Annotated in this window: 17 protein-coding genes; 4 read left to right on the plus strand and 13 right to left on the minus strand. The window is 31.1% G+C overall.

The features are described 5' to 3' along the window. Positions 1–110: 110 nt before the first annotated feature. The 3 genes from AC5LAX_RS07795 to iolE all read right to left on the minus strand — a co-directional run bounded on the left by AC5LAX_RS07795 (position 111) and on the right by iolE (position 3,399). Positions 111–1,007: a DMT family transporter gene (locus AC5LAX_RS07795; protein WP_288909269.1), complete on the minus strand. Its 897-nt coding sequence runs from the start codon at positions 1,005–1,007 to the stop codon at positions 111–113. A gap of 23 nt (positions 1,008–1,030) precedes the next feature. Beyond that, positions 1,031–2,446, minus strand: a complete 1,416-nt coding sequence (locus AC5LAX_RS07800) for a GntP family permease (protein WP_117976173.1) — start codon at positions 2,444–2,446, stop codon at positions 1,031–1,033. Positions 2,447–2,511: 65 nt separating this feature from the next. Further along, positions 2,512–3,399, minus strand: coding sequence for a myo-inosose-2 dehydratase (gene iolE / locus AC5LAX_RS07805; RefSeq protein ID WP_115150786.1), 888 nt, complete (start codon positions 3,397–3,399; stop codon positions 2,512–2,514). A 443-nt stretch (positions 3,400–3,842) separates the two neighbouring features. On the opposite strand from iolE, the gene AC5LAX_RS07810 reads away from it, so the two are divergent. Beyond that, positions 3,843–4,694, plus strand: coding sequence for an AraC family transcriptional regulator (locus AC5LAX_RS07810; protein ID WP_018999285.1), 852 nt, complete (start codon positions 3,843–3,845; stop codon positions 4,692–4,694). A gap of 45 nt (positions 4,695–4,739) precedes the next feature. On the opposite strand, the gene AC5LAX_RS07815 is transcribed toward AC5LAX_RS07810, so the two are convergent. The 10 genes from AC5LAX_RS07815 to AC5LAX_RS07860 all read right to left on the minus strand — a co-directional run bounded on the left by AC5LAX_RS07815 (position 4,740) and on the right by AC5LAX_RS07860 (position 15,315). Continuing rightward, positions 4,740–5,051 (minus strand): PTS sugar transporter subunit IIA, encoded by a 312-nt coding sequence (locus tag AC5LAX_RS07815; protein ID WP_008540263.1) that lies wholly within the window; start codon positions 5,049–5,051, stop codon positions 4,740–4,742. Between the two features lie 27 nt (positions 5,052–5,078). Further along, the gene (locus tag AC5LAX_RS07820) at positions 5,079–6,473 is read right to left on the minus strand and encodes a sugar porter family MFS transporter (protein WP_288909267.1); all 1,395 of its coding nucleotides are present in this window, start codon (positions 6,471–6,473) and stop codon (positions 5,079–5,081) included. Positions 6,474–6,591: 118 nt separating this feature from the next. Further along, positions 6,592–7,512, minus strand: coding sequence for a sugar phosphate isomerase/epimerase family protein (locus tag AC5LAX_RS07825; protein ID WP_018999283.1), 921 nt, complete (start codon positions 7,510–7,512; stop codon positions 6,592–6,594). A 119-nt stretch (positions 7,513–7,631) separates the two neighbouring features. Then, on the minus strand, positions 7,632–8,465 hold the full coding sequence (locus tag AC5LAX_RS07830) for a sugar phosphate isomerase/epimerase family protein (protein ID WP_008539175.1): 834 nt from the start codon (positions 8,463–8,465) through the stop codon (positions 7,632–7,634). 44 nt (positions 8,466–8,509) lie between these two features. Further along, the gene (locus tag AC5LAX_RS07835; RefSeq protein WP_008539174.1) at positions 8,510–9,520 is read right to left on the minus strand and encodes a Gfo/Idh/MocA family protein; all 1,011 of its coding nucleotides are present in this window, start codon (positions 9,518–9,520) and stop codon (positions 8,510–8,512) included. A gap of 208 nt (positions 9,521–9,728) precedes the next feature. Then, positions 9,729–10,757 (minus strand): LacI family DNA-binding transcriptional regulator, encoded by a 1,029-nt coding sequence (locus AC5LAX_RS07840; RefSeq protein ID WP_118035720.1) that lies wholly within the window; start codon positions 10,755–10,757, stop codon positions 9,729–9,731. Positions 10,758–10,878: 121 nt separating this feature from the next. Beyond that, positions 10,879–11,481, minus strand: coding sequence for a cytidylate kinase-like family protein (locus AC5LAX_RS07845; protein WP_075555014.1), 603 nt, complete (start codon positions 11,479–11,481; stop codon positions 10,879–10,881). Between the two features lie 28 nt (positions 11,482–11,509). Then, entirely contained in the window at positions 11,510–12,889 is a 1,380-nt protein-coding gene (locus tag AC5LAX_RS07850; RefSeq protein ID WP_018999279.1) for an MFS transporter, read from the minus strand. A 138-nt stretch (positions 12,890–13,027) separates the two neighbouring features. Further along, entirely contained in the window at positions 13,028–14,053 is a 1,026-nt protein-coding gene (gene iolG, locus AC5LAX_RS07855; protein ID WP_008539168.1) for an inositol 2-dehydrogenase, read from the minus strand. A gap of 344 nt (positions 14,054–14,397) precedes the next feature. Beyond that, a complete protein-coding gene (locus AC5LAX_RS07860; protein WP_115150791.1) occupies positions 14,398–15,315 on the minus strand; it encodes an NUDIX hydrolase N-terminal domain-containing protein in 918 nt (305 codons plus the stop codon). 194 nt (positions 15,316–15,509) lie between these two features. On the opposite strand from AC5LAX_RS07860, the gene AC5LAX_RS07865 reads away from it, so the two are divergent. The 3 genes from AC5LAX_RS07865 to AC5LAX_RS07875 all read left to right on the plus strand — a co-directional run bounded on the left by AC5LAX_RS07865 (position 15,510) and on the right by AC5LAX_RS07875 (position 17,809). Beyond that, positions 15,510–16,079 (plus strand): DUF3793 family protein, encoded by a 570-nt coding sequence (locus tag AC5LAX_RS07865; RefSeq protein ID WP_115150792.1) that lies wholly within the window; start codon positions 15,510–15,512, stop codon positions 16,077–16,079. Between the two features lie 23 nt (positions 16,080–16,102). Beyond that, a complete protein-coding gene (locus tag AC5LAX_RS07870) occupies positions 16,103–16,534 on the plus strand; it encodes a flavodoxin (protein ID WP_115150793.1) in 432 nt (143 codons plus the stop codon). Positions 16,535–16,681: 147 nt separating this feature from the next. Further along, positions 16,682–17,809 carry a DUF362 domain-containing protein gene (locus AC5LAX_RS07875; RefSeq protein WP_018999275.1) on the plus strand — a complete coding sequence of 376 codons (1,128 nt, stop codon included), beginning with the start codon at positions 16,682–16,684 and terminating at the stop codon, positions 17,807–17,809. Positions 17,810–17,826 lie beyond the last annotated feature (17 nt).

The raw sequence follows: 17,826 nt of genomic DNA on the forward strand, positions 1-17,826 counted from the left end.
TAAAAGGACTTAGTCCCGTAGAATACAGAACTAAGTCTCAATTAGTAGCTTAATTAATATGTCCAATATTTTGGGTGCATATCAGAATTTTTCTTAAGGCTTTTATTGTTTCACGTGAAACATTTGATGATTTTTTGACTATGAGTTGTTATATATACTCCTAAAAAAATAAATAAGGCGCCAGATAATTGAATATAACCAATATCTTCTTTAAGAAAAATAGCACCACAGATCATGCCAAAAATAGGAGTTAAGTTAGAAAAAATAGCTGCTATACTAGGACCAGCATTTTTTACACCGATGTTCCAAAATAACATCGAGCCAACACCGCCACATATTACAACAAAAGCAAAGGACATATATCCTAAACTATCTAGGAGTGTGTAATATAACTGTTCAGAGAAATAAGCATAGATTGCTACTTCAATAGCACCGATTAATCCCGACCAAGCTGTTACAGCAATAGCGGATAAATAATTCATGATTTTTAGGCCTAAAATGGAATATAATGCCCAAACGATTTGACAAATAAAAAATAATGTATCGCCAGGATTAAAATTAAAATTTAATAATACATCTATAGAGCCTTTTGTAATTAAGAAAATGACACCAATAAAAGAAATAAAAATACCAATCCATTGGATGAAATTTAATCGTTCATGAATGAATATCGTGGCAATTAATGCTGTAATAGCAGGACCTGTAGCGGCGATTAATGTACAATTAGTGATACTAGAATAGTGAAGCCCTGTAAACTGAGCTACATTATTGATGCCTATACCTGTCAGTCCCATGAGGATTAGAGGAACGATACAATGTTTAGGTGGGATAAATTTTTGTTCTTTTCTTAAATAGATAATTATGAATAAAATCGTACTTATTAATAAATATCTAAAAGTAGTTAAAGCAGGGGGCGTCCAATTTTGTATAAGAATTTTAATACATAATGGTTGGATGCCCCAAAAGATAGTGGCAAGCGATAATAATAAATATGTTTGTTTTAACATGGAATATATACCTTAGTACTTAATCATACTAAACCAAATAACATATAAGCGATTAAACATATGAAAGCTACTGAGAATTTTAATAATGTAAGTACAAAAATATCATAATAAGATTCTTTATGAGTGAGACCACAAACTGCCATTAGAGTTACAAGTGCCCCAGCATGAGGTACAGTATCAAATCCCTCAGAAGCAATGCAGATAATACGATGTAAAACTTCTGGGGACATACCAATTTGCTGTGCCCAAGTTAGCCATTCTTGACCAAATGTTCCTACTGTAATCATTAAACCAGCAGAAGAGGAACCTGTAATACCAACCATGATATTAGTAGTAATAATAGAGGAGAACAAAGGACCATCACCAAAAGAAAGTCCTAAAAGGGCAGATTTTATCATAGCAAAAGCAGGAAGTGCAGCGATAACACAACCAAAAGCATAACCAGAAGCTACATTTAAAACAGCAGAGGTAGAGCCAATAGCACCTGTATTTATTGGATGAATAACGCCTCCTAAACGGCGTAATTTTTTACGACCAATATAAGCAGCGACAATGCTACTGATTAATAAAGCAACATTGATAGACCATATAGCTTGAACTTTAGCAACACTTGAAGCAATCAAAGAGAGCTTTAAAGGTGCAAATGCTAATAAACTATTTTGATCCCAATGAAAAGCCCAAGACCAGTTAAATGGATTGCTAACATATAGATTAATAATAATAACCATTAAAAGAGGAATAGAGGATAATCGCCAATCAGGTAGTTCATCATTATTGTTTTCAGGTTCATTTAAAGTATGTTTTCCATAACCTTCACCTTTAGCTTTAAGCGATTTACTACGGTAAGAAATCCAAACATAAGCTATAATAAAAAATAGAATAGAAGCGAGTAGCCCTTGACCTATACCTGCCCAAGTAGTTGTACCAAATACAGCAGCTGGGATAATATTTTGTATTTGAGGTGTACCTGGTAAAGATACCATACTATAAGTAAAAATACCCATCCACAAAATTGCTGGTAAAAGACGTTTAGGAATATCAGCTTGTTTAAAAAGTATAGCAGCAAATGGATACATAACAAAAGCTACTACAAACACACTTAATCCACCATAAGTGAGAACACCGCAACCAAGTAATACAGCAAGGATGGCACGTTCTTTTCCTAGAACAGATACAATTTTAGCAGCAACTGAAGCAGCTAGACCGCCTTCTTCCATGATTTTGGCAAAGACAGCACCAAGTAAAAATACAGGATAATAACTTTTAATATATTCAGCAGCTTTAGTCATATACAATTCACTATACACAGGCATGGAAGTATAGTCACTAGTAATAGCTGCTAAAACAGCAAATATTGGAGCAATAAAGATTAATGAAAAACCTCGATAGGCAAAAAACATTAATAATAATAAACTAATAAAAATAATAGCTAAATCCATAAATAATACCTCCAAGTATAAATAAAAGCCTTCCTGAATAAGGAAGGCTTTTATGATGCTTTAAATTATAAACCAGAAACTTCGTGGATATATTTTCTAGCTTTTTGAGCATATTCAAGAGGGTTAGCAATTGCAGGGTCTTGTTCTGCTTCAACCATTGTCCAACCTTCGTAATTATTTTCTTTTAAAATATCATAAACAGGTTTGAAATCAATGCAACCATCACCAGGAACAGTGAACATGCCCATTCTTACACCATCTAAGAAACTCATATTTTCGTTTTTTACTTTTTCAACAAGTTCTTTACGAACATCTTTTAAATGAACATGTTTGATACGGTTAATATATTTTTTGAGAATACCGATATAATCTTCACCAGAACATACAAGATGACCAGTATCATATAAAAGGAATACAAGATTAGGATCTGTTATTTCCATGAGTTTATCAATTTCTGCTTCAGTTTGTACACCAGTTCCCATGTGGTGATGATAAACAAGTTTCATATCTTTTTCAGCAGCTAAAGCCCCTAATTTGTTAAGTCCTTCAGCAACTAGTTTCCATTCTTCATCAGTATTATGAGGTTTGTTAGCGAATAAAGGTGTAGAAAGTTGACCTTGAATACTATTACCTTGTTCGGATACTACAACTACTTTTGCTCCCATAGCATGTAAAAAATCACGGTGAGCTTTAAATGCTTCAGCAGTTTCTTCATAAGGTTTTGTTGTTAAAAAAGAACTAAACCATGCACTGGCAACAGAAAGACCACGTAGAGCAAGGGCTTTTTTTAATACATCTACATCTTTTGGGAATTTACCGCCCATTTCACAGCCAGTGAAACCAGCTAAAGCCATTTCGCTTACACATTGTTGAAATGTGTTTTCTTTGCCGAGATCTGGCATATCATCGTTTGTCCAACCAATTGGGCAGATACCTAATTTAATATTTGTCATGAGAAATTCCTCCAAATTATAATTTATATTTATGGTTTAAATAACCTTGTTTGCAAAATAGATAAGTATGTTTAGTAAGCATACTTATCAAAATAAGAAATAAAAGGAAGACTTATTTATATAGTGATAATATATAAATTTATGCTGAATTAGTGTAAGAGGAGAAATTTTCTCCTCTTAGAAAATATATAGCATAATAAAAAAGGGGGCAATTTTATATCATAAATTGACAGTTTCAAGAAGTTAATTTATGATTATATAAAGAGTATATTAGTTAAATGATTAAAAAAAATTATCTATATTATGAATATATTATGAATATATTATGAGTAACTTATGTAAGTATATAGTACATCTTTTTGGTGATTTTGTCTATAGTTTTTATGAAAATTTTTATTATTTTTAGTAAGTTTAATTTTAATAATTTTGAAGGGAGTATTTATATGTTACAGTATTTTATGCCACATAAATATAAACATATTTTGAATAGAGATTGTACGCCTAAATTAGAATATTTTTGTAAAGTAGATGAAGTTTCATCTGTTATGCCTAGAGCTATGCATGTACATGAAAACTTAGTTGAAGTTTTATTAGTTTATGAAGGTAGCGGTATTTATACAATTGATAATAATAAATATATAGCTAAGAAAGGTGATTTGATTTTTTATAATTCTGGAGTAGTACATGATGAATTTGGTGGTAATGGAAGTAATTTAGGAACATATTGTTTAGGTATATCTAATTTAAAAATACTTAAATTAGGAGATAATAAAATTATTGAAGATAATTATTGTCCAATAATAAATTGTAATGAGTATTTTGATGATATTTTGAGTATGTTTGATATAATAAGAAAAAGTATAGATGTTGATGGAATACATGTAGCAGAATTCAGTAATTTTTTAGTACAAGCATTAGTGGTTAAGTTTCGTATAATTATTGAAAAAAATGGAGATGTAAAACAAATAAAAGAGCCATCATTAGCAACAAAAGTAAAAATATATATTGATAAAAATTATAATGAAAATATATCTTTAAAAAGTACTGCAGAAGCTGTAAATGCCAATCAGTATTATTTATCACATATTTTTAAAGAAGAAACAGGATTTTCTCCAATGCAATATGTTACTCGAAGAAGAATTGGAGAAGCACAAAATTTGCTGATTAATACACAACTTAGTATTACAGAAATAGCAGCAAATGTAGGATATAATAATTCAAATTATTTTCAAAATGTTTTTAAAAAAATAGTTGGATACACTCCAGGTTCATATCGTAAGCGTTGGCAGGTATAAATAAAATAAGCTAAGACATATTTTGTGTCTTAGCTTATTTTAGAATTACTTTTTAATGATACTATATAATTGAATGATTTCAATTACCATATCTTTAAGTATATAGGTGGTCATTAGATAATCTTGAGCATGTGATATTAAAACATTAAAAGAAAGTTTTTCACCATTGGCTTCACGTGTAAGTAATTCTTGTGTTTGTAATTCATGAGCTTTTTGTAATTGTGGTGTAGCTTTATCAATTTGAGCTTGTGCTTCAGTAAACTTTCCTTGATGAGCTAATTTTAATGCAGCTTGTAATTCAGCTTTAGCATCTCCGGCCAAGGAGATAATATCAAATGCAATTTTTTCTGTATTCATGTTAACAACACCTTTCAAAAATTTTTATTATTTATAATCATGACGGAATTTACGTTCAATATCTTCTATAGATAAACCTTTAGTTTCTGGCATAATAAATTTAGTAAAGAGTAGAGATAAAATACCAATAGAACTAAAAATATAAAAAGTATTAGATAAGCCAAATGTATTCATAAGTATTGGAAATAGTAATTGAATACAAAAGTTGGATCCCCATAGAAAGAAAACGGCAATACCAAGAGCTGTACCACGCATTCTAAGTGGAAATATTTCAGACATATATACCCAAGTTACAGGAGATACAAATGTTTGTTGAAAAAAGAGAAATGTTATTGTAAGAGATAATACAAAATATGGTAAATTTGGAGAGCCAGCCATAATATTAGAAATAGTGCCAATACAAGTATTAGCAAATAGAATACCTATAAGCCCAATAGTAAGCATTTTGCGGCGAGTTAATCGTCTCACTAATGTAAAACCAAACAAGGTACCAATAACTGAGATAATACCATTACCAATATTACCAATTAGTGCAACATCAGTAGAAAATCCAGATTTTGTAAGTATTTGAGAGCCATAGAACATAATAGTATTAACACCTGTTGTTTGCTGTAAAATAGCTACTCCAATACCAATTAATAGAACTTTCTTCATCCATGGTTCAGTAAAATCTTTAAAAGATAAATTTTGTTGAATAGACTGCTCTGCTAATAAATCTTGGATATCATTTAATTCAGCAATAGCTTTAGCTTCACTTTCATGGGTTAATCTCAGAACATCTAAAGCTTCAGAAGTTTTTCCTTTAGCAACAAGCCAACGAGGAGATTCTTTGTTTATTAACATACCAAAAAATAATAGAATAGCAGGAATAGCTGCTATTGCTAAAATATAACGCCAAACATGAGGATCGTGTCCAAGTGTAATAGCAATAATAGCATTTACTATATATGCTAATAATTGACCAGATACAATAACTAGTTCCATTAGAACAACTAAACTACCACGTAAATTACCAGTGGCAATTTCTGCTAAATATGCAGGAACAATAGTAGAAGCACTACCAACAGCTAATCCTAATGTAAATCTAAATATTATAATCATAGTTGCATTAATGGATAGAGCACAACCAAGAGTAGATATAAAAAATAGTATTGACAAATAAGTAAGTGCTGGTTTACGACCCAAAATATCAGAAATACGACCTCCAAGAGCAGAACCAAAAGCAGCGCCAATGCAAATGGCACTTACTACAAGACCTTCTAATGCAGGTGTTAAATTTAGTTGGTCAGGTTCAGCCATATATGGAAGTGCTCCATTTATAACTCCTGTATCATAACCAAAAGCTAAAGAAGCAAATGTAGCAGTAATAGCCATAATCATTACAGTTCTTGAGGCTTTTGTATTTATTTGTTCACTAGACATATAATTCCTCCACTTTTTTTAATAAAAATTAAAAATAATTTTAAAATTTAAAATAAAATGAAAAATAATTTTAGTAAATATAGTAGCTAGGTTATTTCTAGCTACTATATTTATTTGTTTATTTACCTAATAATTCACGTTCAATACGTTCACGAGCTTCTGGTGCTTGGATATTCATTTTTTCAGGGAAGCCAAAATAAGATACGCAAGCAATATTATCTCCACCTACTTTTGGAGCATCTTTCTTTAATTGTTTATTTGCAAAATCCATTCCGCGTAGTGTTTCAAATATTCCATCGAAATCAACATCGCCTTCTCCCATTGCTAAATGTTGATGGATAGTTACATCTGCTCTACCTCTTGCATTTAAAGATGGTGGATTTGCTATATATCTACAATCTAATGTTTGATTAAATGTATCAGCAAATAATACATGTGTTAATTCGTCTCCTGCGTATTTTAACATAGAACGAACGTCACCTTTTCCTTGGTCATAGAAGAATGTATGAGCTGCTGAATATACTACACCTAAGTTTTTAGAACGGAATGATTTTACTAAATCACAAGTTTCATTATTTAATTCACAAAAATCATAAGGATGAGACTGTATTTCTACACGTAAACCTTCACGTTCGATAATTGGAAGCAATTCTTCCATAGATTTAAACCACATACCGTTGCAAATTTCTTGTTGATTTGGATCTCCAGAAAATTCAGTATTGATAACAGGAACACCCATATCTACAGCTATTTCAATCATGCGTTTCCAATTACGTACAGCGAATTGACGTTCTTCTTCAGTAGGACCAGACCAACGATATACAACAATAAATGAAGAAATTTCTACACCAGTTTCTTTAAGAGCTTTTCGATATTCGCGTTCACAATCTTCAGAGAAAAGTGGATGTTTATAAAATGGATTAATGCGAGGATGTGGGGATTGTTCAATATATTTATAACCCCAATCAGCTACTTGGTGAACCATAGTATTAATATCCATTTGTTTAGCGAGCACATCAACATCAAATGCTATTTTCATAATAAAACCTCCATGAATTTATAAGTAAAAGATATAGTATATTTTAAGTAATTTAATAACTAAAATTTTAGTATGTATAAAAGACGGCTTATCTATAGACAGCCGTCTTTTGTTATATTTTAACCAAAATATTTATTTACAAATGCTTTAGTTACTTCGGCTGCTTTTTTTATATTTTCTTCATGACTCATAGCATAATATTCTGGACGGAATTCTTCGATAGTACAAACTCCATCAAAGCCAATTTCTTTTAATGCTGTAGCAATACCTTCGTGATCTACAACACCTTCTCCTGGCCATAAACGTTTATCATCACCGCAAGAGCCAAGTGGTAAATCTTCGCAATCATTTAAATGATAAGCAAAAATTTTATTACCATCTGCTTTTTTGAGGTCTTCAAGTTTAGAACACATTTCATGGAAATGGAATGTATCTACAGTGATGCCAACATTTGGACGATCAACAGCTTTTACAACATCATAAGCTGTACCAAATTGATTGATGGAGCAATTTGGAGCACCACAGAATTCAAGAGAGATTTTCATATCTTCTCCAACTTTATCAGATAAATAACGTAGACGAGCGACAGCTTCTTCTTTAATTTCAGAGATAGTTTTATCTTTTACATCAAAAGATGGTACAGTAATAAGCATTTTCATACCGATGGCTTTGGAAACTTTTAAAATGAAATCTACTTCATCATCGATTTCTTTTTCTCCAGCTTCATCTCTTTGGTTGAAGAAAATTAAAGTATTGTAAGCCCAAGGTTTTAAATGATGATTTTTAAACCAAGTAGCGAGTTCATCTAAAGTATGTTCTTTTAAATAGTCTTTTACGCAGTCAAAACGAATTTCAATATAATCGAAACCGTATTTTTCACACATTTCGAGGTCTGCCATTAAAGACTGACCTTTACATTCTAAAGCTGTAGCTTCATTAAATCCGATTTTCATGTTTATATTCCTCCAATTTGTACACGTGAACGCAATGGGCAAAATTATTTATTGTAGAAATCAGGTTTTTCTACAGCTGCGTTAATTTTTTCAATAGCACCAGTTTGTTGAGCTTTTACAAGAGCGTCAGCAGTGATAGCAGCAAGATAGCCATCCCAAGCATTTGGACCATTGATTTCGCCTTTAGCAGCATCATCAACCCAAGCTTGAACTTCAGCATCATAAGCGTCTTTAAAACGAACGAAGCAATCAGTATCAATTGTTGTGGATACACTAGCATTTTTACGAATTGTTGGATAAACAGTAGCCATAGGCATTTTGATAGCACCATCTTCACAAACTACTTCGCAATTGATATCGTAACCAAATTTGCAGTTAACAAATACTTCTACATCAATGCAGACACCTTTTTTTGTACGGAGTAACATGATTTGAGGATCTTTTAATTCGCTATGAGAATATTTAGTAACTCTTGGCATGATTACTTGTGCGGATTCATATTCATCATCAACAAGCCAATGTAATACGTCAATTTCATGAATTGCAGTATCATGAACAGCCATTGGAGTATTATAATTAGTACCTACTTCTGGGTTTCTATGTGTGCAGTGAAGCATTAATGGTTCACCATATTCACCAGATAAGAGAGCTTCTTTTACTTTAGCATAACCAACATCATAACGACGCATAAAGCCTAATTGAATTAAATGTTTACCAGAAGCAACTTCAGCTTGTACAACTTTTAGGCAATCTTCAGCTGTTGTGCAAAGTGGTTTTTCGCAGAAAATACGTTTGCCAGCTTGGATAGCTTCTAAAAGAGCTTCAACATGAGCAAAACCAGGACTTACAATGAATACAGCATCAACATCTGGATCATTAATTAAAAGTTTTTCATCAGTATAAACTTTAGCGTTACAAATACTAGCAGCTTTTTTTGCACTTTCTTCAAATACATCACAAACAGCAACAACTTGAGCACCTTGAATTTTATTTGTCAATCTGGAGATATGGTCTCTACCCATTCCGCCACAGCCGATAACACCTACATTTAACATTATATATTCCTCCAATTATAAATTTATGATTATTTGTTAGTTGTTTATAATTTCTTTCGTTGAGTTTATTATACAATAATGTTCACGTGAACGCAAGAGATTTTTTGCAAATAAAATAAACTTTTTTTTATTGTGAATTTTGTGATAATTAAATAAAAATAGAAGGGAAATATCTTGATAATAATAATAAAGATACATTCCCTTTCTGTTAGATGTTGAAGCGATTTTTAATCACAATATCAGTATAAGCAAATTTACTGTCAGGATTTTTATTATCAAATAATTTATGAAATAATAACATAATAGATTGATATCCTTGAGTATAAGCATCTTGTCCAATTAAAAAATTGATTGTACCATTTGACAGTAATTGAATATTATCATTAATAAAATCATTAGCAATAATTTTAATATCTTTGATTTTATTTGCTTTTTGTAGTGATTTACAAACCCCCAAAACACCAGATCCTGTAATATATATGCCTTTTAAATTAGGATACTTATCTAAGATTTCATCGGTAATTTTTTCTGCAACCCAATCATCATCATAAGCATATCGAATACCAAGATTATTGATTTGAGGATAAGAAATAGAAATTTCTTTGTTAAAGCCATCGGCACGCTGTTGTAGAGAGGGATTTTCTTCATGTCCAGAGATAATAATAATTTGACCTTGTCCGTTGGTGATTTCTCCCATCAAACCAGCAGCTGTTTGACCACTTTTTACAGCGTTTTGTCCAATAAAACAAAGACGAGCTGTATTTTCTAAATCAGAATTAAAAGTAATAATAGGGATATTATATTCTTGTGAAAATTTATCTATTAGCTTTATTAACAAATTATCTTGAGATGGAGAAAGAGCGATACCATTAAATTTTTCAGATTTCATTTTTTCCATTATTTGAATGACCTCTGTTGGATTTACTCCATTAATTTTATGGATTTTTACACTAGCTCCAAAACTTTCAGCTTCTAATTTTGCAGCTTTTAAACCTATTAAAACATCTTTCATAAATGGAGTTTGAGCTAATTGTAAAATAACTCCAATTTTAATATTTTTTTTAGCCATAGCAAGAGCTCTACCAGCTCTACTAGGTTTATAACCTACATCTTTAGCTATTTTTTTAATACGTTGTTCTACTTCGGGTTTTATACGACCACGATTATTAAGAGCTCTATCTACTGTTCCACGTGAAACACCAGCCAAATCTGCAATTTGTTGTAGAGTAATAGCCATTTACATTCATCCTTTAAAATATCTTAATGATAATTCATTATAATATTTATATTTTGGGATATCAATAATACATTTAATTAAAAAAGAGATAAAGTAAAAACTTTATCTCTTAAATCTTATATTATTTTTGTTGAAGTTTAATGTATTCAATGATTAAGTCAGCAGCTTTTTCTAAAGGAATGTTACTAACATTTATCATTAAATCATAGTTTTGTGCTTCTCCCCAAGTTTGACCAGTATAGTAAGCATAATATCTTTTACGATTTTTGTCTTCTTTATCTAATTGTTCTAATGTATTATTTCCATAATGATCTTTAGCTCTATTTTGTCTAAAATCATCATCAGCATAGATAAAGAAGGAAAAAGTATTTGGATAATCTTTTAAAATATAATCAGAACATCTACCTAAGAATACAGCACTTCCTTTTTGTGCTAATTTTAAAATGGCGATAGATTGCTCTTTAAACATTTTGTTGTAAAAGGGAATACTTTCAAAAGAATAATCTCCTAAAGAACCAGGCATTGAATAGGAAGTAGTAATTAAGTCTTCCATAACTTCATTTGATATAGGTTCTGTGGAATTATGGAATCTTTCAGCAGCTAAATGTACGATTTTACGATCATAACAGTTAATACCTAATTTTTTAGCTACAATATTAGCTACTTCTTTGCCACCACTACCATATTGTCTAGTTATTGTAATATACGTATTATCTTTTAGCATTGTAAAATCAATCCTTTCAAATGAATGATTATAATTTGCCTTCAGCTTCGCGTTTAGCTAAATCTTTCATAATTTGAGGATATATTTTATCTAAGTTGTAAGCTAATAAAACAATTATAAGAACAATCCATACTAAGATTGGTCCATACATATAAAGACTAACAATCATATCAATAGCACTTTGAGGTTGAGTGATGAGGCCACTAGCAGAAGAAACATATCCAGCATAAGATAATAAGCCAGTTAAAGCTGCACTAGTAACACCAGAACCGATTTTTGTACCTACAGAGCCACCAGAGAAAATAAGACCTTCTTGGCGAACATGGAATTTCCATTGACTATATTCAATACAATCACCAAAGAAACCAAAAATAACGGAGCAAAGTGGAGCAAAGAAAATACCACGAATGACACAACTAGCTACTACCCAGTTGAAATCCATTGGATTGATTAGATATATTAAATGACCAATTAAGGCTAAAATGATACCAACTAAAGACATATTGCGTTTGCCATATTTTCTTAGTAATGTAGGACAAACTAAGAGAATGACAGCGATCATAACAATAGTTTCTACTAAATAAAGTAAGCCATATAAGGAATCATCAAAAAAGATATATTTACAATAATAAGGTAAAATGATACCAGTGATACAAGCAATAACATTTTGCATTGTCCAAATAGTCATTGCAATCCAGAAATATTTATTTAGAGCTAAGAAGCGTAATGCTTGTCTAGCTGGAATTTTTTCAGTTTTTTGTGTTTTTTCAAGAACAACAGTTTCTTTACATTTATAGAAGCAAATAAGTAACAATAAAAGAGCTAAAACAGCCCAGATAGACATAACTTTTACCCAAGCAAGCTGGTTATCACCGAATACTTTAATAAGTGGTAAAGTAGCAGATACTGCTAAAATTTTACCAAGAGGAGATAAAGCCATTCTAAAGATACTGAGCATATCACGTTCTTTAGAGATACGAGTCATCATTGCAGATAAACTACCATAAGGTAAATTTAAAGCTGTATAACAAACTGTAGTACATAAATTATATGTTACAAAAATATATGCAAATTGAAGTGCAGATGTAGTTTGAGGTACTGTATAAATTAATACAATGGAGATTGCAAATGGTAAGCTAGTCCATAAAATCCAAGGTCTAGATTTACCCCATTTGGAATTAGTTTTTTCTACTAAAAAACCCATGATAACATCAGATACACCATCAAAACATCTGGATAGAAGCATTACTAACCCAACAACGCTAGCATCAATACCAGCATAGTCAGTATAGAAAAAAGTGAGGATACTCATTGCACCCCAAACGACGTTTTGAGCTGTATCACCTAAACCATATGCTACACGGGTTGTCCAAGATAATTTTCCACTAGAAGCCTGTGCATTATTCATAAATATACTCCTCTCAATAAAATAAGAAAATTGCTAAAAATTAAAATATAAAATAAATTCTATATAATAATGTTTACTATAAGCATATATAATTAGCAAGGATAAATTTATCCTTGCTAATTATTTTATATTAAAGACTTATAGATTATATTCATCAGCAATTTCTTTAATAGTTACAGGACGACCTTCTTGTACAGATTTTTTAGCAGCAAGACCAATTAAAACTGGTTGTAAGCCATCATTAGCATTAACTTCTGTTTCAGTGTCATTTTCAATAGCATCAACAAAAGATTTAACTTCATGAGCATATGCCATCATATAACGTTCTAAGAAGAAATACATAGGTTTTTCAGCTACAACACCTTCTTCGCCACTAAATACTGCATTAGAATTAGAGTCGTTGGAGATTGCAATAGCACCTTTAGTTCCAAAAACTTCAGCACGTTGGTCATAACCATAAACTGCTTTACGACAATTATCAATAACAGCAGTAGCACCATTTGCTAGTTTTAAAGTGATAACAGCAGTATCAATATCACCAGCTTCGCCAATTGCAGGATCAACTGTAACAGAACCTACAGCAAATACTTCAGTAACTTCACTTCCGGAAAGATAACGAACCATATCAAAATCATGAATAGTCATATCGAGGAAAATACCACCAGAAACTTTAACGTATTCAATAGGTGGAGCTTCTGGGTCACGAGATGTTACTTTTATAATTTGTTGTTTACCAATTTTGCCAGAAGCTACAGCTTCTTTAATTGCACGGAAATTATGGTCAAAACGACGATTGAAACCAACTTGATATTTAAGACCAGATGCATTAACAACATCAAGAACTTCTTTGATTTTATTAACATCATGGTCAATAGGTTTTTCACAGAAAACATGTTTACCAGCTTGAATAGCTTCTATAGAAAGAGGAGAATGCATATCAGTAGAAGCACAAATGAGAACAGCTTGAATATCTTTATCAGCCAATATTTTTTTATAATCTGTATAAGTTTCAGTAATGCCAAGAGCGTTTGCCCACGCTATAGTGTTATCATTTAAAAATGGGTCAGCTATTGCTTTTACTTTTGCGTTAGGAACAAATTTAGAAATACTTTCACCATGAACACGACCGATACGTCCAGCACCAATAATACCAATATTAATCATTAAAAAAACCACCTTTGAATAATTTATGTTTAACTTTTGAGTTGTTTATGTGTATCTTATGTATATAATTTTAACTGTTTTTATAAAAAAATATCTATAATATATTGTTTTTTATAATATTATCAATATATTATAGATACTTAATTATTAATATATATGCGATTGTTATATAAAAAAATGAATTTAAAAACTATAAAATCTTGCTTTTATCAGAAAACTTAAAACTTTAATATCATTTAGATAAAATAAAAATACAAATAAAAATATATTTATTTTGTATATAAACATAATCAATTTAACCAAAAAATAATCAAAAAATAATCATATAGATTTTAATTATTTTATTAATCAATGACTGGTATCCAATTTTTATCTTTATAAGCAGCAAAACAAAGTTCAATTTGTTCTTTTGTATTTTTACCTAGAGATAGATTAGGGAGATTATCTAGCGTGAAATAAGCACTATCACTTGTTTCTATATTTTGATTAAATTTGCCGGAGATGACTTCACAGAGCATGAAGATTTTAGTTATTCCATAAGCATATAATGGCACATTGTGGCGATTTCTATCATGTATTGCGATTAATCTAGTAGGAACGACATCAAGACCAGCTTCTTCTTTAGCTTCTTTGATGAGATTATCACAGATGGATTGGTTGACATCTACCCAGCCACCAGGGAGAGACCAACGACCATCACGTTCTTTGACGAGCAGGATTTTATCATCTTTGAAGATAACAGAACGTGTATCTAATTTTGGTGTTTGATAGCCAGTCTCATTGCAAAATAGAGTTTTTACTTTTTCTACAGGTAAATCTACATATTCGCTCATGATTTCAGCAGCCATTTCGCTAAGTCTAGTGAAGCGTTCATAATCAAAATCATCTTTAGTATAAGCAAGACCAGCTTGAGCGATAAATTGCATTTCCATAGCAGTTGTAAGCCATTTATGATTGATATATGGTTTTTCAATCATAGTTAATGTATTTAAAATATCATAGGGTTGACGGAAATAATATTTTGCTTGAATATGTTTAAAATCATGGCAAGACCATGTAGCAAGGGCAAAATCTATATTGAATTCTTGGGCTAAATCGCTATCTTGGGCATTGATACCAATGAATAAAGCATTATCTTTATCTGTAAAATCTGTTTTAGTTTCTACAAATGATATGGAGATATTTTTCTGTTCTAAAAGGGAAATTATTTGCTTGAATTCATTGTTTTTTAAAGTTTTATTGATAAATAGTTTTTTATACATAAAATCACATCCGTAGTTTTATTTGTTCTTGGCTTATTAGCTTATTATATTTAAAGCGAGGAACTGTTTATTTTTATTATAGCTATTTTTATTTGAAAAAGTAGTTATTTTGATTAAATTTATTATTGAAAACTATTATCAATTATTATATAATACATTTATGATAATGATTATCAATTTAAAGAGGTGAAAAAATGAGAATATGTGATAATGTAGAAACTATGTTGGCTTTTCATGGCGCTCCAACATTAGAAGGTATAAAGCCAGGTAGTTTGATTTCATTTAATAAACAACGTATAAAAAATTGTCATTTGATATTAAAGCGATATAAGAAATGCATGGAATGTAAAGGCATAAGATTTTTTATAATATCAGAAACAGATAATTGGTTGTTACTCTTCATTTATCGCCAAAATGCTTTAAATCAGGTAATTCAAGAGAATAAAGTTCAAGAGTTTTTAAGTTTTTATGGTTATGTGAATTTTAAAAATCTAAATCAATGCTTAAATTATTTAAAGACTCGCATGAGCTTGCAAAAAGGCTTTCCTCATGAGATTGGCATATTTTTAGGCTATCCGCTAGAAGATGTAAAAGGTTTTATTGAAAATAGCGGACGTCATTTCAAAATCTGTGGTCAATGGAAAGTATATTCAGATACAAAACGAGCTGAAAAATTATTTGCAAAATACGCAGAATGCTCAGACCGTTTTTGTGCTTGTTTATCACAAGGGCAATCAATAGAAGATTTAGTAAAAGCTGTTTAAGTTGAACTTTAGGAGGTTTTTTGATGAATAAAATAGCGATTATTTATTGGAGTGGTTCTGGTAATACAGAAGCAATGGCAAATGCAATTAAAACAGGTGTAGATGGTGCAGGAGTATCTTGCGATTTATATTTTGTAAGTGACTTTGATGTAGCTTCAATAAATGATTATGATGGGCTTATTCTAGGCTGTCCTGCTATGGGTGCAGAAGTTTTGGAAGAATGTGAATTTCAGCCAGTTTTTGATGAGATGATAAATTCTTTAAATGGTAAATCCGTAGCTTTATTTGGCTCTTATGGTTGGGGCAGTGGCGAATGGATGACAACTTGGGAAGAGCAAGTTAAAGAAGCTGGTGCTGATTTATTTGAAAATGGCTTAATCATCAATGAAACACCAGATGAAGATGGCTTAAATACTTGTGAAGATTTTGGCAAACGTTTTGCTGTAAGTAAATAAATATGTTTTAATTAATCCTTAGCGAAAGCTAGGGATTTTTTATTGACTTGAAGTGTACTTTAAGTTGTAAAATGACTATGTATGTAGAAAACTATATTTATATTATGGTATTATATGGTATAAATAATATACATAGGAGAGGTAGTCATGGAAAAAGCTAAAGTTTATTTTACTGATATGCGCGCATATCCAGGTAAAGAAAATCTATTACAAAAACTTGAACGTTTAATGGTTAAAGCTGGTATTGATAAAATTGATTTTAAAAATAAATTTGTAGCCATTAAAATTCATTTTGGTGAACCAGGAAATCTAGCATATCTTCGTCCAAATTATGCTAAAGTTGTAGCTGATGTAGTAAAAGCTCGCGGTGGTAAACCGTTTTTAACAGATTGCAATACTTTATATGTAGGTCGTAGAAAAAACGCTATAGAACATATGGACGCAGCTTATGAAAACGGATATAATCCATTCACTACAGGTTGTCAGGTAATTATTGCAGATGGTTTAAAAGGTACAGATGAAGCTTATGTTCCAGTACCAAATGGTGAATATGTAAAAGAAGCTAAAGTCGGTCAAGCTTTAATGGATGCAGATATCATTATTGATTTATCTCATTTTAAAGGTCACGAAATGACTGGTTTTGGTGGAGCAATTAAAAATATTGGCATGGGCGGTGGCTCTCGTGCTGGTAAAATGGAAATGCATTGTGATGGAAAACCAAGCGTAGATACAGATAAATGTGTAGGCTGTGGCGCTTGTAGTAGAATTTGTGCTCATGGTGCACCAATTATCACAGATAGAAAATGTTATATTGACCCAGATAAATGTTTAGGTTGCGGTCGTTGTATCGGTGCTTGTCATTTTGATGCTATTAAACCTACAAATTGGAATGCTGAAGATTTATTAAATAGACGTATGGCAGAATATGCTTATGCTATTTTAAATGGTAGACCACATTTCCATATCAATATCATTACAGATGTTTCTCCAAACTGTGATTGCCATGGTGAAAATGATATGCCAATTGTACCAAATCTTGGTATGGTAGCTTCTTTTGACCCAGTAGCAGTTGACCAAGCTAGTGCAGATATTGTAAATGAAGCACCAGTAATCGCTGGCTCTGAACTAGCTGATAATATCTTAAAAGATAGTATTGAAGCAGCAAGACATGACCATTTCCATAATACTCATCCAAATACAAATTGGCATGTATGTCTTGAACATGCTGAAAAAATTGGACTTGGCACTTGTGAATATGAATTAGTTAAAATTTAAGTTAGAAATAAGAAAGC

The sequence above is a fragment of the Megamonas sp. genome (assembly GCF_986095205.1).